This window comes from Rhizobium sp. ERR 1071 (assembly GCF_007828675.1).
GTDB lineage: Bacteria > Pseudomonadota > Alphaproteobacteria > Rhizobiales > Rhizobiaceae > Rhizobium > Rhizobium dioscoreae.
Genome location: NZ_VITM01000015.1, coordinates 43,715 through 65,111, shown reverse-complemented (window position 1 = coordinate 65,111; position 21,397 = coordinate 43,715). Strand labels below are relative to the sequence as shown.

Sequence of the window (21,397 nt, the reverse complement as noted above, 5' to 3'; positions counted from 1 at the left end):
GAGGAGACTGATGAAACTGGCGACTTTTCGAAACGCGGACGGTTCCCCACGTGTCGGAATCGTGCATGAAGGCGATACGCGCCTATTCGACTTGACACACGCGGCCGAGCTTCACAGTGACAATGCGCGAAGCTTTTCTTCGATGCTGGCGCTGATCGACGGCGGCGATGGCGCGCTTGAGGAAGCCCGGCGCCTGTTTGCCGAACACGGCGACAACGCCGCGCTCGGGCTGCCGGTCGGTTCGGCCGAATTGCTGGCGCCGCTTCCCGAACCGCGTCAGATGCGCGACGGCATGAGCTACGAAACCCATATACGGCAGTCGGGCCGAGGCATGCGGCGGCTGATGGCCGCGGGCGACAGCGAGGCCATTGCGGCCATAGACGCCGAACCGCTTGCGCCGCTTGCGGATATCTATCGTCAATTGCCGATCTACTACATCACAAACCGGCTGATCGTGGGCGGCCCCGGCGCCACGGTGGCATGGCCCCGTTATTCCAGGGTGATGGACTACGAGCTCGAATACGGCATCGTCGTGGGCAAGACCGCCGCCAATATCAGCGTCGAAGACGCCCGAGACCACATCTTCGGTTACACGATCTTCAACGACTTTTCGGCGCGCGACCAGCAGGGCAAGGAAATGCCGGGATGGCTCGGCCCGGCCAAGGGCAAAAGCTTCGACGGCGCCAACGTTCTCGGTCCTTGGATCGTGACCCGGGACGAGATACCCGATCCCTATTCGCTGAAGGCTGCCGTCCGAGTGAACGGCGAGGTCCGTTGCGAAAGCACGACGGCTGGCATGCTCTTCAGCTTCGAGCAGATCCTGGCGCATATGTCGCAGGACGAAACCGTCCATGCTGGCGAATTTATCGGCTCGGGCACGATCGGCAACGGATGCGGCCTGGAAACCGGCCACTTCCTGGAGGACGGCGACATCGTCGAGTTGGAGATCGAGAAGATCGGCATCTTGAAGAACAAGGTCGTCCGGCAATTCGCCTGACGCCATATTGCGCGAACGCATCGCCTTGGGAGGAAACAATGGCGCACCGTATCATCGACCTTTCAGTCCCGATTGCCAACGACATCCCGGCCGACCCGCCGATCCAGATTCCGTCCGTGAGCTATATCGACCACGTCCAAAGCCTCGACCAGATCCTGTCCTTCTTTCCAGGGTTGAAGGCCGAGGACCTGCCCGAAGGAGCAGGCTGGGCGGTTGAAAAAGTGGTGCTTTCGACCCACAACGGCACGCATCTTGACGCGCCGTGGCATTACCATCCGACGATGAACCATGGCGAACCGGCCTGGCGTATCGACGAGGTGCCGCTCGAATGGTGCTACCAGCCGGCGGTGAAGCTCGACTTCCGCCATTTTCCCGACGGTTATGTCGCCACGGCGGCCGACGTCGAAGCCGAGCTGAAGCGTATCGGCCACGTGCTGAAGCCCCTGGAAATCGTCGTCGTCAACACATCCGCTGGCATCAAGTTCGGCCAGCCGGACTATGTCGCAAGCGGCTGCGGCATGGGCTATGAAGCGACCATGTACCTTCTGGACCGGGGCGTCCGCGTCACCGGCACGGACGGCTGGAGCTGGGATGCTCCGTTCGTGCATACCGCAAAAAAATATATCGAGACCGGGGATGCATCGCTGATCTGGGAAGGCCACAAGGCCGGCCGGCACACCGGCTATTGCCATATCGAAAAGCTGCACAATCTGGAGGAACTCCCCTCGGCCGGCTTCACGATCAGCTGCTTCCCCGTCAAGATCGAGCGAGCATCCGCCGGCTGGTGCCGCGCGGTAGCGATTATCGATAACTGATACCGGATCGCTTGGGTGCTCGTCGGCCGACGAGGAGCGGAGTTGACGAAGTCCCTTTCGACGCCTCCTACTCACCGCTTATTTTTAAACTCGTCTGGTGTTGTGTAGTGCGGAAAGCCTGCATTCCGGTCAGGTTGAAGCACATTATACCTACAGGGTATTATAATAAACCTATTCAGTGTTGGACGATCCTTCGGCCGCGGCGCACATTTGCGTCATGAACACGGTTTTCGCACCCATTGCTCAGAACGCACCCATAGCCCCGGTCATCGACGGGGTGGAAACCTTGCTGATCGACCTGCCGACCATCCGGCCGCACAGGCTCTCCGTCACGACGATGCATGGTCAGAGCCTGATGCTGGTCAAAATCCATTGCAGCGACGGCATCGTTGGCATTGGCGAGGGAACGACGATCGGCGGGCTCTCCTACGGCGGGGAAAGCCCGGAGGGTATGAAACTCGCGATCGATACCTATTTTCAGCCGGCTCTGATGGGCCAGGACGCCACCCGTATACAGCTCCTGATGGCGCGCGTCGGTAAAAGGATCAAGGAAAACCGCTTCGCCAAATGCGCCGTCGAAACGGCACTGCTGGATGCGCACGGCAAGCGTCTCGGCTTGCCGGTCAGCGAACTCCTGGGAGGACGCGTACGCGACCGGTTGCCAGTCGCATGGACACTCGCCTCCGGCGATACGGCCACCGACATAGCCGAGGCCGAGAAGATGCTCGACCTTCGCCGCCACAGGATTTTCAAGCTGAAGATCGGCGCCAGGACGCTCAGCGAAGACATCGCGCATGTCGCGGCGATCAAGCGCGCGCTTGGGGACCGCGGTGCGGTTCGCGTCGACGTCAACATGGCCTGGAGCGAAACCGAAGCGGCCTACGGCATGGCCGCGCTTGCTGATGCGGGCTGCCAGCTGGTCGAACAGCCAGTCGCTTCCGCGGCGGCATTGACGCGGCTCGTGCGCCGCTTTTCCATCGCCCTGATGGCCGATGAATCCCTACAGGGTCCAGAAACCGCTTTCGAGCTCGCGAAGACCAACGGCGTGGATGTCTTCGCCATCAAGATCGAGCAAAGCGGCGGCCTCTTCAATGCGCAGCGCGTCGCGTCCATCGCCGATGCAGCCGGCATCGAACTCTATGGTGGCACCATGCTCGAGGGCGTCGTTGGGACCGCCGCTTCCGCTCACGTCTTTTCCACTTTCGCCAATCTGCAATGGGGAACGGAACTCTTCGGGCCGCTGCTGCTGACCGAGGAAATTCTCGCGACGCCGCTAGACTATGGCGAATTCGAGCTCGCCGTTCCAAATGGGCCAGGCCTCGGCATCGCGCTCGACGATGAGCGCGTGAAATTCTTCCTGCGCGATGGGCCGCGCAAGACCGTCAGCGTCGCTATGTAAAGGATAGGGGTCATGCTTTTTCTCGTGCGAATGGACGTTAACATCCCCTGGGATCTCCCGCAGACCGACGCGGGTGAGATTATCGCTAGAGAGAAGGCCTATTCTCAGGAACTGCAGCGCAGCGGCAAATGGCGGCATATTTGGCGCATTGCCGGCGAATACGCGAACCACAGTATTTTCGATGTGAAGGACAATGAAGAGCTGCATGCGATCCTGAGTGGATTGCCGCTGTTCAAGTTCATGACCATCAAAGTCACGCCGCTTTTGCGGCATCCGTCGTCGATCCGCGACGACGACACCTGAGGCGACGACCCGCAAGAGGGCCTTGCCGCTCGCAGGGTCTTCGAAGCGGCTATCGCAACGATCGGAAAAGAGGAGGAGTACGACATGAGTGTGAGGATTTTTGACAGGCCTGACGTACAGGATTTCCTGAAGGTGCTCAGCGGCCTGACCAATGATGGCGGCAATCCGCGCGTCAAGCAGGTCATCCACCGGCTGGTGTCGGATCTGTTCAGGGCGATTGACGACCTCGACATCACACCCGACGAATACTGGACGGCGATCGCCTGGCTGAACGAACTCGGCGCGGCCGGCCAGGCCGGCCTCATCTCGCCCGGCCTCGGGCTGGACCATTTTCTCGACGAACGCCTCGATGCCATCGACGACGCGCTCGGCATCAAGAACGAGACGCCGCGCACGATCGAAGGGCCGCTCTATGTGGCCGGCGCGCCGGTCGCGCACGGCTTTGCCCGCCTTGACGACGGCACCGATGCCAACGGCCACGCGCTCATCATGCACGGCACCGTCCATGGCGCCGATGGCAAGCCGCTACCCGGCGCAAGCGTCGAGGTATGGCACTGTGATACCCGTGGCTTCTATTCGCATTTCGACCCCACGGGAAAGCAGGCCCCGTTCAACATGCGTCGCACGATCATCGCCGACGTCAACGGCTGTTACAAGTTCCAGAGCATCGTGCCGCATGGCTATGGCGTGCCGCCGGGCAGCCCCACCGAAAAGCTGCTGTCGGCACTCGGCCGCCACGGCCAGCGCCCAGCTCATATCCACTTCTTCATCAGCGCCGACGACCATCGCAAGCTGACGACCCAGATCAACATCGCCGGCGATCCGCTCGTCAATGACGACTTTGCCTATGCGACCAGGGACGGCCTCGTGCCCGAGGTCACCGAACGCACCGACGAGGCCGGTATCAAGGCCAATAATCTCAGTGGCCCCTATGCCGAAATCAAGTTCGACTTCCATCTGACAGCCCTCGTCAACGGCGTCGACAACCAGATCAACGAGCAGCGCAAGCGCGCGGCAGCCTAACCGCATGACGCGGTGGCCGGGACGGCCACCGCCCCTCTCTTCATCATCGACATTGTTGCTAGTGCCGCGCCGAGGCGCCGCGAGCGGGAGAAAAACCATGTCTGCGATCATCGATAAGGCCCGAGATCTCGATCATCTGCTTGCAACCGCGGTGCAGGATGACAAGGAGGCGGGAATATTCCGCTGCCGCCGCGACATCTTCACTAATGAAGACCTGTTCGAGCTGGAGATGAAGCATATCTTCGAGAGCAATTGGGTCTACCTGGCGCATGAAAGCCAGATTCCAGATAACAACGACTATTACACCACCTATATCGGCCGCCAGCCCGTGGTCATCACTCGCGACAAGACTGGAGAGCTGCATGCCGTCATCAATGCCTGTGCTCATCGCGGCGCCATGCTCTGCCGCCGCAAGCATGGCAACAAGGGCAGCTTCACCTGCCCCTTCCACGGCTGGACCTTCTCCAACACCGGCAAGCTGCTGAAGGTCAAGGACGAGAAGACGACGCAATATCCCGAGCAATTCGCAAAGGATGGCTCGCACGATCTCAAGCGGGTTCCGCGTTTCCAGAGCTATCGCGGCTTCCTCTTCGGCAGCTTGAACGGAGACGTTGCCTCACTGGAGCATTATCTCGGCGCAGCCAAGGTCATCATCGACCAGGTCGTGGATCAGGCGCCCGAGGGCCTGGAAGTCCTGCGTGGCAACTCGTCCTACATCTATGACGGAAACTGGAAGCTGCAGATGGAGAACGGTTGCGACGGCTATCACGTCAGCTCCGTCCACTGGAACTACGCCGCCACCATGGGACGGCGCAACGAGGAGGGCACGAAGGCCGTCGATGCCAATGGCTGGAGCAAGTCCATCGCCGGCGTCTACGGTTTCGAGAACGGCCATATCCTGTTGTGGACCCGGGCGATGAACCCGGAGGTCAGGCCGGTCTATAACCGTCGCGACGAGATCGAAACCCGCATGGGCGCCGACAAGGCGGATTTCATCATCAACCAGACCCGCAATCTCTGCCTTTATCCGAATATGTTCCTGATGGACCAGTTCAGCACCCAGATCCGCGTGACCCGCCCCATCAGCGTCGACAAGACAGAGATCAGCATCTTCTGCTTTGCGCCGAAGGGCGAAAGCGAGGCGGATCGCACGCTTCGTATCCGGCAATATGAAGACTTCTTCAATGTATCGGGCATGGGTACCGCAGATGACCTGGAGGAATTCCGAGCCTGCCAGGCCGGTTACGCCGGAACGACGGCACTATGGAATGATCTGTCGCGCGGGGCGCCCCTCTGGATCGACGGCCCGGACGAGAATGCCAGGCGGATGGGCCTGGAGCCGCTGCTGTCAGGGGAACGCAGCGAGGACGAGGGACTGTTCGTCCGCCAGCATGAATATTGGGCGAAGGTGATGCGCGAGGCGCTCGCGGCCGAGAAGGAAGGAGTCCTCTCATGAGCATTTCCTATGACGAGATCCGCGCCTTCCTCTATCGCGAGGCGCGACTGCTCGATGATCGCGAATGGGATGAATGGTTGACCTGCTATGCACCGGATGTCGAATACTGGATGCCGGCCTGGGATGATGACGATCAACTGACCGAGGACCCGGATAGCCAGATATCGCTGATTTTCTATCCAAGCCGGGACGGGCTGGAAGACCGGGTGTTCCGTATCAAGACCGAGCGCTCCGGTGCATCGACGCCTGAACCACGCACCAGCCACAACGTCACCAATGTCGAGGTATTGGCTCGCCGCGAAGCGGAGGTCGACATTCGCTGCAACTTCCACACGCTCAATCACCGCTACAAGGTGACGGACCAGTTCTTCGGAACCATGTTTGTCACCTTGCGCAGGAGCGGCGATCAACTGCTGATCTCAAACAAGAAGATCGTGCTGAAGAATGACTACATTCGCCAGGTCATCGACGTCTATCACATCTGACAGGCATCTCCTGACGGCATTGGAACGCATGAGGAGGCTTCCATGACCAGCTACAACATCGCTTTGAACTTCGAGGACGGCGTTACCCGTTTCATCGGATGCAATAGCGGCGAGAAGGTTCTCGACGCTGCCTATCGCGCCAAGATCAACCTCCCGATGGATTGCTCCGACGGCGTGTGCGGCACGTGCAAGTGCCGCGCTGAAAGCGGCAGCTACGACCTCGGTGATGATTTTATCGACGACGCCCTGACCGCGGACGAGGCGGAAAGCGGTCTGGTGCTCACCTGCCAGATGAGACCGACATCGGATTGCGTTCTTTCAGTGCCCGCGACCTCGCTTGCCTGCAAGACCGGCCATCAGAAGTTCGCGGCCACCGTTACCGCCGTGACGCCGCACCTAGATGCTGCGATTGTCCTTGAACTGCGAGTGGATGCGGCATCCTTACCGGCCTTCCTGCCCGGCCAATACGTCAATATCGACGTTCCCGGCTATGGTCAGAACCGCTCCTACTCCTTCTCCTCGGCTCCGGGTGATCAGCGCGTCGCCTTTCTCATCAAGCGGATTCCCAACGGTGCGATGAGCGGCTGGCTCGCCGGCGCGAAGCCTGGCGACAAGCTTGACCTGACGGGCCCGCTGGGAAGTTTCTATCTGCGTGAAGTGAAACGTCCCCTGTTGTTTCTTGCTGGCGGGACAGGGCTCGCGCCCTTCCTCTCGATGCTTGAAACGCTCGCTCGCGCCGGCTCTGACCAGTCGATCCATATGATCTATGGGGTGACGCGAGATCTCGATCTCGTTCTCGTCGACGTGATAGAGGCTTATGCCGATCGCCTGCCGAATTTCAGCTTCAGCACCGTCGTCGCCGAAAACACGTCCAGCCACCCGCGCAAAGGTTGGATAACGCAGCATATGCCCGCGGAAGTCCTGCACGGCGGTGATGTCGACGTCTACCTTTGCGGCCCGCCGCCCATGGTCGATGCGGTGCGCAAGCACTTTAATGACAATGGTGTCAGCCCTAGCAGCTTCTACTACGAGAAGTTCACGCCCAATGCGGTTGGGAAAGAGGCGGCATAGCGATGACCACCTATCGAGACCGCTTTGCTCGCAAGGTACTCGTTGTGACGGGCGCGGCGCAAGGCATTGGGCGTGCCGTGGCCATACGCGCCGCCGAAGAAGGTGCTCGCGTCGTGCTGGTGGATCGCGCCGATCTTGTCGGGGAAGTGGCGCGCGAGGCAGGCACGCACGCGGCGTCGTTCATGGCCGATCTGGAGACCTACGAAGGCGCATCGGCTGCGATGCGTTTTGCCGTAGAAACCTTCGGCGGCATCGATGTATTGATTAACAACGTCGGCGGAGCGATCCGAATGCGTCCCTACGAAGCATTCCAGCCGACGCAGATCGACGCGGAAATACGTCGATCCTTGATGCCGACGCTCTACGGATGCCACGCGGTGATCCCGCATCTGCTGGCGCGCGGCGGCGGCACTATTGTCAACGTATCATCGAATGCCACCCGGGGGATTCATCGCGTGCCCTACTCGGCGGCCAAGGGCGGCATCAATGCCATCACCCAGTCGCTAGCCATGGAGCTGGCTGAACGGAACATCCGTGTCGTGGCGACCGCGCCCGGCGGTACGGAAGCTCCCGCACGGGCTATCCCTCGGAACGCTGAAGGCGACACCGGCGAGGAAAAGGCCTGGATGGGCGAGGTCGTCGCGCAGGTAAGGCAATCAAGCTTCATGAAGCGTTATGGCAGCATCGCCGAGCAGGCCGCGCCAATCCTATTTCTGGCTTCCGACGAGGCCTCATACATTACTGGAAGCATACTGCCGGTCGCGGGAGGCGACCTCGGCTGACCTCGTGTTCTTGAATGCGTAGCAACTCGGGAGGAGACAATGTGCGACTTTGGTGTGAATGACACAATAGACAACGCTCCGCTTAGTGCGTTTCAGTGGGCGTTACGTTGATCTAATGTCATTCCTAGACCTACCAACGCATCGCCTGCATTATCGAGTTGACGGTACTACTAGCGAGACCTCCGACAAGGCCTGGCTTATATTTTGCAACTCGCTTGGCACGGACCTGCGCATGTGGGATCGCCAAATTCGCGAACTCGCTGACAGTTTCAGGATTCTGCGCTATGACCGCCGGGGGCACGGGTTGTCATCCGCACCCCCTCGGCCCTATACGCTTGCCGACCTCGGCGGTGATGTGATCTCGCTAATGGACGCTCTCGGTATCCCGCGTGCCCACTTCTGTGGTCTCTCCATCGGTGGCCTGACGGGACAGTGGCTCGGGATCCATCATCGGGCTCGATTTGAGAAAATAATACTTTGCGCAACGGCGGCCAAGATCGGGAGTGCCGAAGGTTGGACAGCGAGGATCGATGACGTCAGGGCCAGCGGCTTGGAGGCTTTGGTGCCCGCCACGGCCGAGCGCTGGTTCACGCCGGAGTTTCGCGCCTCCCACCCCGACGCAACCGCGAGGGTACTTGATAGCTTTTCGAGGACCTCCAAGGAAGGCTATCTCGGCTGCTGCGAAGCGTTGCGGGATGCAGACCTCCGAGAGGATATTGGCTCGATCTCGAACCCGATCCTCACTCTGTCCGGTGCCGATGATAGTGTATGTCCGCCGAACGATCTGGAAGCGATAGCAAAGGGGGTGTGCGACGGCCGTCATCTTTGCCTACCAGGCCGACATATTTTAAACGTGGAGAGTCCAGACGCTTTCAATGCGGCGGTTTGTGATTTTTTATGCCGGTAACGGCCGATGCAATCCGGCTGGACGGCCTGGCGATCGCCAGCGATAGTCCCAAAAGATGCATCGGGAGGCCAGCGGATGGATCTTCGCCAACTTAGATATTTCGTAACGGTGGCGCGTGAGCGGAACTTCTCACGAGCTGCCGATCTGCTCCATATAGCCCAACCGCCGCTTAGCCGACAAATTCAGCAGCTTGAGGAAGAACTGGGCGTACAACTGATCGATCGCAATCAACGTCCGATCGCGCTGACGGAGGCCGGGCGGTTTCTCTATGAGCAGGCTCGCCATATCCTCGTACGGACTGAGCATATTATTGATCAGACCCGCAAGATCGGCAGCTCGAAACGCGAGCGGTTTGTTATCGGATGCGTGGGCTCAACGCTTTACGGCGGCATTCCTGATCTGGTTCGGCGTATGAGGCAGGTCTGGCCCGATCTTGATATCGAAATTCGGGAGATGATGTCGACGGAGCAGGTCAGCGCTTTGAAGGAGCGACGTATTGATCTCGGCTTCGGTAGGGTCAGGTTCAACGATAGGGAGGTCGAACGTCTTACGCTTCGCGAAGAGCGCCTTGTCGCGGCGATACCCAAGTTTCACCCCTTGTCTGTTTCCGAAGAGCCAATTGACCTTGCCTCGCTCTCGCAGGAAACTGTCATTCTTTATCCTTCTGCGCCGCGGCCGAGTTTCGCCGACGAAGTTCTATCTCTGTTTACAGAGTTCGGAATTGGGATCTCGAAGGTCGAGGAGGTTCGCGACATCCAGGGTGCGCTAGGCATGGTCGCCGCCGGCGCCGGAGTCTGTCTCATCCCTGCTGCATCTCAACGGCAGCGGCCAGATGACGTGTGCTATCGGACAATCGCGGAGGAAAGAGCGACCTCCCCGGTGATCATGAGCTATCGGCACAATGAGCCCAACGCCCGGATCGAGCAAATCAAGCGTTTGATCCGCGAGATGTACGCCGACAATCCTCCTTGGCTCCAATTGTCCAATGTGAAACTTGACGGCAAAGGTGAGTAATTCGATAAAATGCTTGCGTTTATGCTCGATCTTGGGCGCAATTAAGCGTGCTTTGAGGCCGTGAATTCCGCCGCTCGAGCTACGCGCCGCAATATCTTCTCGAGGGTACCGCGAACGATAAGGACGGCGAGTCCCTGTCCTGCTAGGGTTCATGCGGGACTAAAAGCGCGAGCAATCGATACAATGAGCATGCCCAATCATGAGATCGACCACGGACGTGCGAGGCCAAAATTCCGCCGACTCTAGTCGAGCCTTAGCTCTTCCTTGGCCGCCTGGTCATCACCAGAGACGACAGGACGGTGCGCGGCTTTTGAGGCGAATAATCCTGGATCCAAGCCATCGGGTGACGACATAGAACTGACCGAACCCGAAAACCGCTTCGAGCTTTCCTGGCACGCCTCCCGCTACCCCTGATTGCCGGCGGTATCGGGATTACCCCGATCTACGGCATGGCAAAAGTACTCGCCTCACGGGCGAAGACGCTCCGGCTGGCCTATGCCGCGAAAATCCGCAACCAGATGGCTTTTCTCGACGAGTTTGCCGCACTGCTTGACGAGCGGCTGCAGGTTTTTGCTGAAGATGACGGCGAAATACCGGATCTCGATGCCGAATTCGCGGCCCTGCCACCAGATGACGAGGCCCATATCTGCGGCCCGCGCGGCCCTCCTGGAAGCGGCGCGCCAGGCTCAGCATAAAGGTGGCCGCTCCATGAGCCGGCTGCGCTGCGAGGTCTTCGGCGATAATGGTCGCTTTGCAGAGCACGCCTTCCATGTCGAAGTCGCGGAGCTCGGTGCTCCTGTTCGGGTTCGGGCCGATCAATCGATGTTAGACGTATGGCTGGAGGCGGGCGTCGGCATGGTTTTCGATTCCCGATGGAGAATATGGGCACTGTGCCGTCAAGATCGTGGAAACAGATGGCGTGATCGACCATAGAGATGTCTTCTTTTTCGAAGCCGAGCGGCAGGAAAATTCACGCATGTGCGCCTGCGTTTCGAGGGCCTCCGGCGGACGAATCGTCATCGATGTCGGCTATCGCCGTGAGCTTGCCGCGGCAGGATAATTGGTACAGCGCCCCGACGGCCAGCCGTCGCGGCTCGAGCCCCATCAAGCACCGGCCGGCGGTTCCCGATCATACTGGCGCGAGACCCCTTCGCCTTCTTGCCGGATGCCTCGCAGGACTTCCAACGCTGCCTCCCTAAGCTCGGGCGCGAAAAGACGCCGAAACCGCGCCTCGTGCGCCTCGATGATGGCGTGCACCGTCTCCAGTTTCGCCGAGCCGGTCCTTGTCAGGCGAAGAGCCCGCGATCGGCCGCCGACCGGAGCCCGGTCGACAAGCCCGGCCTTGGTCAGCCCGACCATCAGGGGAACCATGTTGGCACGCTGGATGCCGAGGCTACGTCCAAGATCGCTCTGGGTACAGCCGGGATTGGCATCGATCAGTGTCAGAATGGAAGCTTCGACCGGCCTGAGTTCAATGGCCTGAAGCCTTGAGCCCAGGTCGGCCATCATCACATTGGATGCCCTCCTCAGCTGATAGCCAAGCAAAGCGTCAAGCGGGTCGCTCAATCTTGATGCACGGGTGTCGATATCCATAATTCGCCTATAATGCTATTGCACATAACAATCAAACAATGCTATGAGACATAACATTATCGGCGAGGAGGTCATATGCCGGTATTGGAGGAATTTTCTTTTGAAGAATATCGGCAGCAGCGCCGCGATCCGTTGATCAGCGACGCTACAGCGCGCTCCACGTCTCGTTAACCGCATTGCCGCCGGCGGAGATGAGAGGAATTTCATTTCGATCGCGCTGCCGTCAAACGGCCCCGGTACAGCTTACCGCATTCGATGCGGGTCACCTCCTTGCGGCCCGCTCCCCTTGATGTGCAGGCCCTGGCGGCAAGAAGGACACCATCATGACAACAGAGCATCCCGAAAAAGATACCGTCGCCTTTACCGTTGAAGCCGGCATCGCCTGGGTCAGCTTCAATCGCCCGGAGAAACGCAACGCGATGAGCCCCACGCTCAATCGGCGCATGACGGAGGTTCTGGATGGGCTCGAGTTTCGGGCCGATGTCGGTGTTCTGGTTCTTTCCGGCGAGGGCACGGCCTGGTCAGCAGGTATGGATCTCAAGGAATATTTCCGCGAGACCGAGGCTTACGGTCTACAGGGTACGCGAAAGGCGCAGCGCGAAAGCTACGGCTGGTGGCGTCGGCTGCGCTGGTATCAGAAACCGACCATCGCCATGGTGAATGGCTGGTGCTTCGGCGGCGGTTACGGACCTCTTTTCGCCTGCGACCTCGCCTTTGCCGCCGATGAAGCCAGATTCGGACTGAGCGAAATCAACTGGGGCATCCTGCCCGGCGGTGGCGCCGCCAAGGTGGCGAGCGAACTTACATCCTTCCGCAACGCCATGTATCACGCGCTGACCGGCGAAAACATCGGCGGCAGGAAGGCGGCCGAATGGGGCTTCGTCAACGAGTCCCTACCGCTTGCACAGTTGAAAGCGCGGGTAACCGATGTCGCCAACATCCTGCTGCAAAAGAACCCCGTCGCGCTCAAAGCCACCAAGGATGTCATTCGGCGCGTGCGGGAGATGACTTACGACAATGCGGAGGATTACCTCGTCCGCGCCCAGGAAGCGGCCAACAGTTATGATAACGAGGGACGCAAGGAAGGTATCAAGCAGTTCATCGACGACAAGACGTACAAGCCCGGTCTGGGTGCCTATGACAAATCCAAGCATCAGGCCTGAGGAGAGCCTTACATGACGGTCGAGATCACCAGCGCACACCCATCGGCTCTTCCTAGCGGCTCCATGGAACGGCTGCTGCGCCCGAGATCGGTGGCGATCGTCGGCGCCTCCGACAAGCCCGGCGCGCTTGGCGCTTCGGTACTTTCCAACCTCGATCGCAGCGGCTATGCCGGGGCCATTCATCTGATCAACCCCAAACGGACCGAAATCGGCAACCGGCCCTGCCTCGCCTCGATCAGTGACCTTCCGGACGGGGTGGATGCGGCGGTTCTTGCCGTTCCGCGCGCTGCCGTGCTTTCCTCGATCGAGGCGCTTGCCCGTCGCCGCGTTGGCGCGGCGGTGATCTTTTCGGCGGGCTTTGCCGAGGGCGGTGAGGAAGGGGTGGCCGAACAACGCGAGATCACCCGCATGGCGGCGGAAGTCGGAATGGTGATCGAGGGGCCGAACTGCCTCGGCATGGTCAACCATGTTGACCGCATCCCCCTGACCTTTATCGAAACCGCTTCAAAGGCACTGGGCGATCGGCCGGGTATCGCGATAGTCTCGCAGAGCGGCGCCATGGCCGCCGTCCTCGGCGTGACCTTCGCCAGCCGTGATCTGGGCCTCTCCTATTCCGTCTCCACCGGCAACGAAGCTGCAAGCGGCGTCGAGGACTATGTGGAATTTCTGGTGGAGGATGCCTCCACGCGGGTCATCGCGATGATCGTCGAACAATTCCGCAAGCCCGCCCGTTTCCTTGCCGCGGCGCGCGAAGCATATGCGAGGGGAAAGCGGATCGTCCTTCTTCATCCCGGCCGGAGCAGCGCGGCGCGTGAATCCGCCGCGACCCACACCGGTGCCATGGCCGGCGATTATCAGCTCATGCGCGCCAAGGTCGCCCATGCCGGCGTTATCCTGGCCGAAACGCTCGAGGAACTTGGTGACATCGCCGAGATCGCTCTGCGATGCCTGGCGCCTCCGGCTGGAGGCCTCGCGGTGCTTGGCGAATCCGGCGCGTTCAAGGCGCTGACGCTCGACCTGTGTGAGGAGCTTGGACTGGATCTTCCTCCAATTAACGATGAGACAGCGCCAGCGCTGCGCGCTGTTCTGCCGCCCTTCGTCGGTGTCAGCAATCCGCTGGATCTGACGGCACAGGGTCTCGTGGAGCCGGACCTTTACGACAGAACGCTCACGGCCCTCTTCGACGATACCCGGTTCGCCAGCATTGTCGCTTGCATCATCCAGACCGATCCCGTCACCCTAGCCATCAAACTGCCGCCGATCCTGAAAGCCGTGCGAGAGCGCAAGCCGACAAAGCCGCTGATCTTCGCCGGGCTTGATGAGGGAGCCCCCATCCCGGCGAACTATATTGCGCAGTTGCGGGCGCTCGGTATCGTCTATTTCCCATCGACAGAACGGGCCTTCCGCGCGCTGAAGCGCATCGATGCGTTCGCGGCGAGTGACATTGCCACCTGCACCTCCGCTCCGCTCGCGATTGCCGGCCTCCCCTGGCAGGGAGGTGTCATTCCCGAATATCAAGCCAAGCAAATGCTAGCGCCGCTTGGAATTCCGTTTCCTGAAGGCCGCCTGGCAACAACCCTCGAACAAGCTTTCACCGCAGCCGGCGCGATTGGGTATCCGGTGGTGCTGAAGGCGCAATCGCCCGAGCTCAGCCACAAGAGCGACGCCGGCGGTGTCGTCATTGGATTGTCGGACGCAGCCAGCCTCCAGGAGGGCTGGAGCAAGCTGCATGCCGATATCGCGCGCCATCGCCCAGGCCTTACCCTGGACGGCGTACTGATCGAAGCCATGTGCAAACGCGGCATCGAGCTGATCATCGGAGCACGCAACGACCCTGACTGGGGACCCGTGATCCTGGCGGGCTTTGGCGGCGTTACGGCTGAAATCCTGAAGGATGTTCGGATTCTGACGCCCGATCTGCCTGAAGACGCTATCAGCCGCGAGCTACATCGGCTGAAGAATGCGCCTCTGCTGCGCGGTTTCCGCGGCTCGCCGCCGCTCGACGTGAATGCCGCCGCCCGCATCATCGCTGCGCTCGGCCAGCTGCTGCTGGCCGAACCGGCTATCCGGGAAATAGACCTCAATCCTGTCGTGATCTATCCCGACGGCGAAGGTGCGGTGGCGCTGGATGCCTTGATGTTGGCAGTAACCAAGCCTACCGACGCTTGAGCCGCAAAGCCTGCCCGCTCGAAATTACGGCCAATCGGCATAGCCCGACGAAAGCGTGCTTTCCGCGACCTCGCTACTACGGGCAACCTCACGATAGGCCGCCGGCGAAAAGCCGGTCTTCCGTTTGAAGAAGTGGCTGAAATAGGTCGGGTCGCGAAAGCCAAGCCCGTCCGAGATTTCCTGCACGGTGCGGGCCGAGCGCTCCAGCCGCAACTTTGCCTCCTGCACCACCCGCTCATGCAGCAATTGCACAGGGGAGCGCCCGAGCGCGCCCTGGCAGATGGCGTGCAGGCGATCGGTCGTGACGCCGAGTTCTCGCGCATAGTCCGTGATCGGCCGATGCTGCCGGAACCAGGCTTCCACCAGCTGCCGATATCGCTGCAGGATCGACGCATTGCCACCGCGCCCGCGCTGCTCCGATGTCTCTGCTCCTCCGGCCCGCCAAAGCGTCAGAAGGATCAGGCGCATATAGGCCGAAATCGCCATCCAGGACGCGCGCGCGGGATCGCCGAGTTCTCGAACGAAGCCGGCGACCAGCGGCTGTACCTCATTGACGGCGTTGATATTGCGTTCGATCATGAACCAGGGGCGCTCGCTGAAAATTCTGAGCGCGTAGGATTCTGCTCGATTGCCAATCGCATCGACCATGATCTGCGGCGAGGCGCCGACGAGGAAGCTCGCCGCGCCGGCGGCCATATGCAGCTCGCCGCGCGCCTGTGGCGGCATATAGGCAATGGTCGGCCCCCGCAGGGTTCTCTCATCTTCGGCGTCAAGGACAAATGTGGCTCTGCCCGCCTGCAGCAGGACGATATGGTGGAAGGAGACGTAAAGACCTTTTTGGAAGCGGATCGTGCGGTGCGTCAGGGATGGCTCGTGCCATTCACCGCGGGCATGAAGATGGATGCCGCTGTCGAAAACCAATGCATTCTCCTTGGCTTGGGGTGACGAAAACGTGACATGATTGCCAGATAATTGCAATATTAACCCAGAAAATCACATTCAAAGCTCTCGGTAACCACGTAATCTCTTCCCATGAGCCTTTGGGAGGAGGTCTCCACACGAAACATATGCTCGACGAGGCTGCATCCCGGCCGCGTGAATCCGTGTGCATCCCTTCCCAGTCAGATGATGGCAAGCGTGGCCTGCCAGAGAGCGGATGATCGCGATGTTGGTGGCGAAACTGCTGATCAATGACAAAGCGCTCGACGCATCGGATGCGTCGACATTCGAATGCATCGATCCGGCGACGGGCGATGTCGCGACGATCGCACCGGCCGCCTCTCTGGCCGACGCGACCAGCGCTGCCAATGCCGCCGCGGCCGCCTTTCCCGCATGGTCCGAAATAGGCCCCCATCAACGAAGGGCGCTGTTGAACAAGGCCGCCGATATTCTGGCGGCCCGAACGGCAGGCTTCGTCGAGGCGATGGTTGGCGAGACCGGAGCGACCGCGCTCTGGGCGCGGATCAATTGCGATCTCGCCGCCGACATGCTGCGCGAAGCCGGAGCCATGACAACGCAGGTTGCCGGCGAGATCATCCCGTCCGGCGAGGCAGGGAGCCTCGCCATGGCGGTTCGCCAGCCTGCCGGCGTCTGTCTTGGGATCGCGCCGTGGAATGCGCCAATCATTCTCGGCGTGCGCGCGATCGCCATGCCGCTTGCTTGCGGCAATACGGTCATTCTGAAGGCATCCGAGCTTTGCCCCAAGACCCATTGTCTGATCGGCGAAATCATGCGCGAAGCCGGATTTCCAGCCGGGGTCGTCAATGTCGTTACTAATGCGCCGAAGGATGCCGCCGCCATCGTCGAGGTCTTGATCGCACATCCGGCCGTGCGCCGGATCAATTTCACCGGCTCGACCCGCGTCGGCCGCCTGATCGCCGAAACGTCCGCGCGTCATCTCAAGCGCTGTCTGCTCGAGCTTGGCGGCAAGGCGCCCTTCATCGTGCTTGCCGATGCCGATATCGATGAGGCCGTTCGCGCCGCCGCCTTTGGCGCCTTCATGAACCAGGGCCAGATCTGCATGTCGACCGAGCGGATCATCCTCATGGAGGAGATCGCCGATGAATTCGTGGAGAAGTTCAGGGTCAAGGCCGAGACGCTCGTGGCCGGCAACCCGCGCGACGGCAACACGCCGCTCGGGACGATGATCACGGCCGAAGCCGCACGCCGTGTCCGCGCGCTGGTCGAGGATGCCTCACAGAAGGGCGCGGTGGTCGTCTGCGGTGGTCACGCCCGCGGCACGCTGATCGACGCGACCGTCATCGATCACGTAACACCGGCCATGCGCATCTATCGCGAGGAAAGCTTCGGGCCGCTGGCGGCCATCATCCGTGTCGACAGCATCGACGAAGCCGTGACCGTCGCCAACGACAACGAATATGGCCTGTCGTCAGCTGTCTTCAGCCAGGACATCAACCAGGCGTTCGCCGTCGCCAGACGCATCGAGACCGGCATCTGCCACATCAACGAGGCAACCGTCGCGGACGAGCCGCAAATGCCGTTTGGCGGCGTCAAGTCGAGCGGCTATGGCCGCTTCGGCGGCCGGGCGGCGATCGACGAATTCACGGAACTGCGCTGGATCACGCTCGCTTCCGGCAGACGGAACTATCCGATCTGACGCCGCGGATCGGCAAGAAACGAGGGAATACGGAGTTAAGAGGGCTCCGCCAAAAGGGAGGAAATGGCATGACTGGTTTCAGGGAACGAATTTTGGGCGGCGGACTGACGCGGCGCGATTTCATGGCCGCGGCCGCGGCGGGAACAACCGCATTGGCCTTTGGCGGCCGCGAGGCCTTTGCCGCCGACGACACACTGAAGGTCGGCTTCATCAGCCCGCGGACCGGGCCGCTTGGTGGCTTCGGCGAAACGGATGGCTATGTGCTCGATCTCGCGCGCAAGGCGCTGGCCAATGGATTGCGGGCCGGTGGCAAGACATGGAAGGTCGATATCCTCGACGGTCATGCCGTGGGAAGCCTGGTATTTCGGTCGCGGAGCCAAGCCCGGGGCTCCCTCGCCATTCAAATGGACCTACCACTTCGGCTTCGGCGTCGGCGAATTCCTGAAGACCTATATATCGCAATGGAACCTGATCGAGACCAACAAGAAGGTTGGCGTCATGTATCCGAACGATGCCGATGGCAATGCCATCCGTGCCAATTTGGCGCCGGCGCTTGCCAAGGCCGGTTTCACCATCGTCGATCCCGGCGCCTATGAGACCGGCACCACCGATTTCTCCTCGCAGATCGCGCTCTTCCGCCAGGAAGGCGTCGAGATCTTCAACAGCTTCCCGATTCCGCCGGATTTCGCCGCTTTCTGGCGCCAGGCGGCCCAGCAGGGTCTCATCCAGCAGTTCAAGATCTGCCAGGTCGCCAAGACTGGGCTCTTTCCCTCCGACATCGAGTCGCTTGGCGACCTCGGCGTCAACATCGCCAGCGCCGCCTATTGGCACAAGGCTTTTCCCTACAAGTCGACGCTGACAGATGTTTCGGGGTCCGAGCTCGCTGGAGTTGCCCCCAAAAGACCGGACATGCTCAGGTTTGAGATTGCGAGCTGATGAACTCGCGCGGCGATTGATATCCTAACGCACTGTGCGGGTGAAGATTGTTGTAATGCTCGAACCAGAACGGCAGTTGAGCGATGACGGTTTCAGCATCCGGGGTGGGGTTCACCGCGACGTAATCGCGCTTGAAGGTTTTGACGAAGGCCTCGGCCATGCCGTTCGATTGCGGGCTGCGCACCGGCGTCGTGCACGGTTCCATGCCGATGTCGCGGAGCAAGGACGCGGTGTCCTTGGCGATGAAGCAGGAGCCGTTGTCGGTGAGCCATTCGATGGGTTCGGACAGCATGTTGATGCGGCCGAAGCGGTTCTCCACGGCGGTGATCACGAGGTCCTGCACGTCCTGGCTCTTGATGCCCTCCGTGGTGGCGACATGGGCGATTGCCTCGCGGTCGCAGCAGTCGAGGGCGAAGGCGACACGGACCTTCTCCTTGTTGTCGCAGCCGATCTCGAAGCCATCGGAGCACCATCTGATGTTCGAACGTTCAACGGCGACCTGGCCGTCGTGAAGGCGATCATCGACCGCTCCGGTATGACGCACCAGCAGCAGGTTGTGCAGCTTCATCACCCGGTAGACGCGCTTGGCATTGGGCCACGAACGCCCGTCTTTCCGGGCATTCCGGCGCAGGATGGCATGGACACGCCGATAGCCGTAGGTGGGCATGTCGGCGATGACGGCCTTGATGTCCTCCACCAGTTCCCGATCCGGGAGTGGCGGGCGTCCTCTGGCTCTGGAAGGGGAGCCTGCGGCACGCGCGGCGATATTCGAGCGGGCGACCCCTAAAGTTTCGCAGACGGTCTTCATTCCAAAATCCCCCTGGGAAGAGAGAGCGAGCGCAACAGATGTTTTTTTGGGCCACCGGCGATTTCGAGGGCTTCCTTCAGGATTTCGCTCTCCATCGTCTTCTTGCCCAACAGGCGTTGCAACTCCTTCACCTGGGCCTGAAGCGCCCGGTATTCGGAAGCCGGAACGACCTCCTCTTCGGCGGCCGTCGCCGTCAGTGCCCCTTGGGACGCCAGCTTGCGCCAGGCGAACAACTGGTTCGGCTGGATGCCGTGGCGTCCGCCTCATAGGTCTCGTGGATGATTGCCAGCTTCTCCGCTGTGCTCCAGCGCCGCCGACGTTCCGGCCCGGAGAGGACTTCCATCTTAAAATTGCTGCTAGTCATATTACCAACATTATTCCTACCCACTTAGCTAAGTGGGGGAGCATGTCCGAGCCTTTCGGGGGCTAATTCATTGCGGAACAACGTTATGTCCTGCATGTGGAAATTAAAGTTGTCATAATACCATTGTTCGCCAACTTTACCGTCATGCTCAAAGCGATAAATTCGGCAATCAGGATCATAAGTGTCTGATATCTCCTGCACTGCGTTGACAATCACGACATTTTCGGACCGAGCGCAGGCGCGGGTAAATTCGATCACTCTCAGAACGTTGCTCCACTAAAATTCAAATCAACTATATATGCAAATTACAATGAACCCTATGGCATATGCAGTCCCTTGAGTTATGCATCGGTTGCCTCGCCATAATCAATGAAGCGCCACGGCTTAAGGCAATGGTATCAAACCCTGAAAGTCTCGCTTCAATAACTCCTTAGGTATTTGAATCCAGGTCCAAGAATCGCCGTCCCAATGCGCAACGCCATGTTTTGCATCGAAATAGATGATCCTGTCGCCAATTGCCTGTACTCGCAAAGGCACGGGCACATTGCGATTGACGAAGGCATTATCCAGCACTGGCTTTAAACTCTTGAGCTTGTGTCCATCGAACCGCCGCAAGCCATCATCTGTCGCCAAGATGAGCTCGTCGTGAAACCATGCTGCTGAGAACAGTGCTTCGGTGTCACCATGGAAGCCTAGTCGCTCGAAGCCGGATTGCGGGTTGCCGCGCAAAATCAATCCACCGAAACCTAACAGCCAGACCCGGTGCTGTGGGTCAATATACATATCCTGAATGCGGATATCCTCAGGCAACTCAATCTTGTTGAACTGCCCGCGGACGTAGGTGTAGAGACGCTGCACAGGCTGACCACCCGCAAGCTTTTTTTGCTGACTGAGCATCATCTGTGTCACCTCTTCGACACTCATCTTCGCCCAGAAGGAAGGATCAAATTGAGCTGGATCTCGGCTCGAGTAAGGCCGCTGGATGCTTTCAATAAGTAAATCTCCACTCGGGAGACGGATTGCCTTGCCAAAATTTTCCCGGCCATATCCCGGCGGCTTCGCCGCGTCTGCAGATACGCAGTGCCATGCACCAGGGATCTGTCGTTGATAAAGCTGACGACCATCGCCGAGAACATATTGCGTCGATCCATCCAGCAACAGTGTATGTACCGCTCCTAGCCCCTTTGAGTCATTGCTCAACACACCCGCTCCAGGTATCTTGGACCACTCTGCACGGTCGTCGACGAGCGTATAAACATCGCCTTCGTTACTGAGCGCTACGGGAATAGGGTCGGCCTTTCCATCGAAGTTTCCGTAACCGACATCCACAATTTCTCTTCGCACGTCGACGCGGCTCCATGGCTGAGCGGAGCGACCATCATAAGAGATTATTGCGGTGAAGGGATCATCGTACTCCAGTTCACCCCAACACATTGCGAAACGGTCCATGCTGAGCGCACTGGCCGCGCGCATGATTGGCTTCCAATCACTAACA

Annotated in this window: 20 protein-coding genes and 2 pseudogenes; 17 read left to right on the top strand and 5 right to left on the bottom strand. The window is 60.1% G+C overall.

What is annotated here, in order from left to right; translation table 11 throughout:
- Positions 1-10 precede the first annotated feature (10 nt).
- The 13 genes from FBZ99_RS29970 to FBZ99_RS33295 all read left to right on the top strand — a co-directional run bounded on the left by FBZ99_RS29970 (position 11) and on the right by FBZ99_RS33295 (position 11,312).
- The gene (locus FBZ99_RS29970) at positions 11-997 is read left to right on the top strand and encodes a fumarylacetoacetate hydrolase family protein (RefSeq protein ID WP_113352188.1); all 987 of its coding nucleotides are present in this window, start codon (positions 11-13) and stop codon (positions 995-997) included.
- Positions 998-1,035: 38 nt separating this feature from the next.
- Entirely contained in the window at positions 1,036-1,812 is a 777-nt protein-coding gene (locus FBZ99_RS29965; RefSeq protein WP_113352189.1) for a cyclase family protein, read from the top strand.
- 217 nt (positions 1,813-2,029) lie between these two features.
- Positions 2,030-3,211, top strand: coding sequence for a muconate/chloromuconate family cycloisomerase (locus tag FBZ99_RS29960; RefSeq protein ID WP_145636519.1), 1,182 nt, complete (start codon positions 2,030-2,032; stop codon positions 3,209-3,211).
- Between the two features lie 12 nt (positions 3,212-3,223).
- Positions 3,224-3,514: a muconolactone Delta-isomerase gene (gene catC / locus FBZ99_RS29955; RefSeq protein ID WP_113352191.1), complete on the top strand. Its 291-nt coding sequence runs from the start codon at positions 3,224-3,226 to the stop codon at positions 3,512-3,514.
- Between the two features lie 84 nt (positions 3,515-3,598).
- Positions 3,599-4,537 (top strand): catechol 1,2-dioxygenase, encoded by a 939-nt coding sequence (gene catA, locus FBZ99_RS29950; RefSeq protein WP_113352192.1) that lies wholly within the window; start codon positions 3,599-3,601, stop codon positions 4,535-4,537.
- 97 nt (positions 4,538-4,634) lie between these two features.
- Positions 4,635-5,993: a Rieske 2Fe-2S domain-containing protein gene (locus FBZ99_RS29945; RefSeq protein WP_113352193.1), complete on the top strand. Its 1,359-nt coding sequence runs from the start codon at positions 4,635-4,637 to the stop codon at positions 5,991-5,993.
- On the top strand, positions 5,990-6,478 hold the full coding sequence (gene benB / locus FBZ99_RS29940; RefSeq protein WP_113352194.1) for a benzoate 1,2-dioxygenase small subunit: 489 nt from the start codon (positions 5,990-5,992) through the stop codon (positions 6,476-6,478). The genes FBZ99_RS29945 and benB overlap by 4 nt, the downstream gene beginning before the upstream one ends.
- 42 nt (positions 6,479-6,520) lie before the next feature.
- The gene (gene benC, locus FBZ99_RS29935; protein ID WP_113352195.1) at positions 6,521-7,549 is read left to right on the top strand and encodes a benzoate 1,2-dioxygenase electron transfer component BenC; all 1,029 of its coding nucleotides are present in this window, start codon (positions 6,521-6,523) and stop codon (positions 7,547-7,549) included.
- 2 nt (positions 7,550-7,551) lie between these two features.
- Positions 7,552-8,331 (top strand): benzoate diol dehydrogenase BenD, encoded by a 780-nt coding sequence (gene benD / locus FBZ99_RS29930; protein WP_145636517.1) that lies wholly within the window; start codon positions 7,552-7,554, stop codon positions 8,329-8,331.
- Positions 8,332-8,446: 115 nt separating this feature from the next.
- Positions 8,447-9,238, top strand: a complete 792-nt coding sequence (gene pcaD / locus FBZ99_RS29925) for a 3-oxoadipate enol-lactonase (RefSeq protein ID WP_145636515.1) — start codon at positions 8,447-8,449, stop codon at positions 9,236-9,238.
- Between the two features lie 75 nt (positions 9,239-9,313).
- Entirely contained in the window at positions 9,314-10,252 is a 939-nt protein-coding gene (locus FBZ99_RS29920) for a LysR family transcriptional regulator (RefSeq protein ID WP_113352198.1), read from the top strand.
- 449 nt (positions 10,253-10,701) lie between these two features.
- A complete protein-coding gene (locus FBZ99_RS29915; protein ID WP_113352199.1) occupies positions 10,702-10,947 on the top strand; it encodes a hypothetical protein in 246 nt (81 codons plus the stop codon).
- 224 nt (positions 10,948-11,171) lie between these two features.
- Complete coding sequence (locus FBZ99_RS33295; protein ID WP_186450367.1) at positions 11,172-11,312, top strand: hypothetical protein; 141 nt, start codon at positions 11,172-11,174, stop codon at positions 11,310-11,312.
- A 44-nt stretch (positions 11,313-11,356) separates the two neighbouring features.
- Here the strand turns inward: FBZ99_RS33295 and FBZ99_RS29910 are convergent, their stop codons facing one another.
- Positions 11,357-11,761: a MarR family winged helix-turn-helix transcriptional regulator gene (locus FBZ99_RS29910; protein WP_233788533.1), complete on the bottom strand. Its 405-nt coding sequence runs from the start codon at positions 11,759-11,761 to the stop codon at positions 11,357-11,359.
- A 407-nt stretch (positions 11,762-12,168) separates the two neighbouring features.
- Between FBZ99_RS29910 and FBZ99_RS29905 the strand changes: the two genes are divergently transcribed.
- Positions 12,169-13,008, top strand: a complete 840-nt coding sequence (locus FBZ99_RS29905; protein ID WP_145636513.1) for a p-hydroxycinnamoyl CoA hydratase/lyase — start codon at positions 12,169-12,171, stop codon at positions 13,006-13,008.
- A gap of 12 nt (positions 13,009-13,020) precedes the next feature.
- Positions 13,021-15,177, top strand: coding sequence for an acetate--CoA ligase family protein (locus tag FBZ99_RS29900; RefSeq protein WP_145636511.1), 2,157 nt, complete (start codon positions 13,021-13,023; stop codon positions 15,175-15,177).
- A gap of 24 nt (positions 15,178-15,201) precedes the next feature.
- Here the strand turns inward: FBZ99_RS29900 and FBZ99_RS29895 are convergent, their stop codons facing one another.
- Positions 15,202-16,098: a helix-turn-helix transcriptional regulator gene (locus tag FBZ99_RS29895; protein WP_113352203.1), complete on the bottom strand. Its 897-nt coding sequence runs from the start codon at positions 16,096-16,098 to the stop codon at positions 15,202-15,204.
- Between the two features lie 244 nt (positions 16,099-16,342).
- Between FBZ99_RS29895 and FBZ99_RS29890 the strand changes: the two genes are divergently transcribed.
- Both FBZ99_RS29890 and FBZ99_RS29885 read left to right on the top strand, forming a co-directional pair.
- Positions 16,343-17,794 (top strand): aldehyde dehydrogenase, encoded by a 1,452-nt coding sequence (locus FBZ99_RS29890; protein WP_113352309.1) that lies wholly within the window; start codon positions 16,343-16,345, stop codon positions 17,792-17,794.
- 68 nt (positions 17,795-17,862) lie between these two features.
- Positions 17,863-18,679: pseudogene (locus tag FBZ99_RS29885) on the top strand (ABC transporter substrate-binding protein); the annotation flags it as partial.
- 28 nt (positions 18,680-18,707) lie between these two features.
- On the opposite strand, the pseudogene FBZ99_RS29880 reads toward FBZ99_RS29885, so the two are convergent.
- The 3 genes and pseudogenes from FBZ99_RS29880 to FBZ99_RS29870 form a co-directional block, all read right to left on the bottom strand.
- Positions 18,708-19,902 (bottom strand): annotated as a pseudogene (locus tag FBZ99_RS29880) (IS3 family transposase).
- A gap of 24 nt (positions 19,903-19,926) precedes the next feature.
- Complete coding sequence (locus FBZ99_RS29875; protein WP_145636509.1) at positions 19,927-20,160, bottom strand: hypothetical protein; 234 nt, start codon at positions 20,158-20,160, stop codon at positions 19,927-19,929.
- Positions 20,161-20,286: 126 nt separating this feature from the next.
- Positions 20,287-21,375, bottom strand: a complete 1,089-nt coding sequence (locus FBZ99_RS29870) for a hypothetical protein (RefSeq protein ID WP_246661227.1) — start codon at positions 21,373-21,375, stop codon at positions 20,287-20,289.
- Between the last annotated feature and the right edge of the window lie 22 nt (positions 21,376-21,397).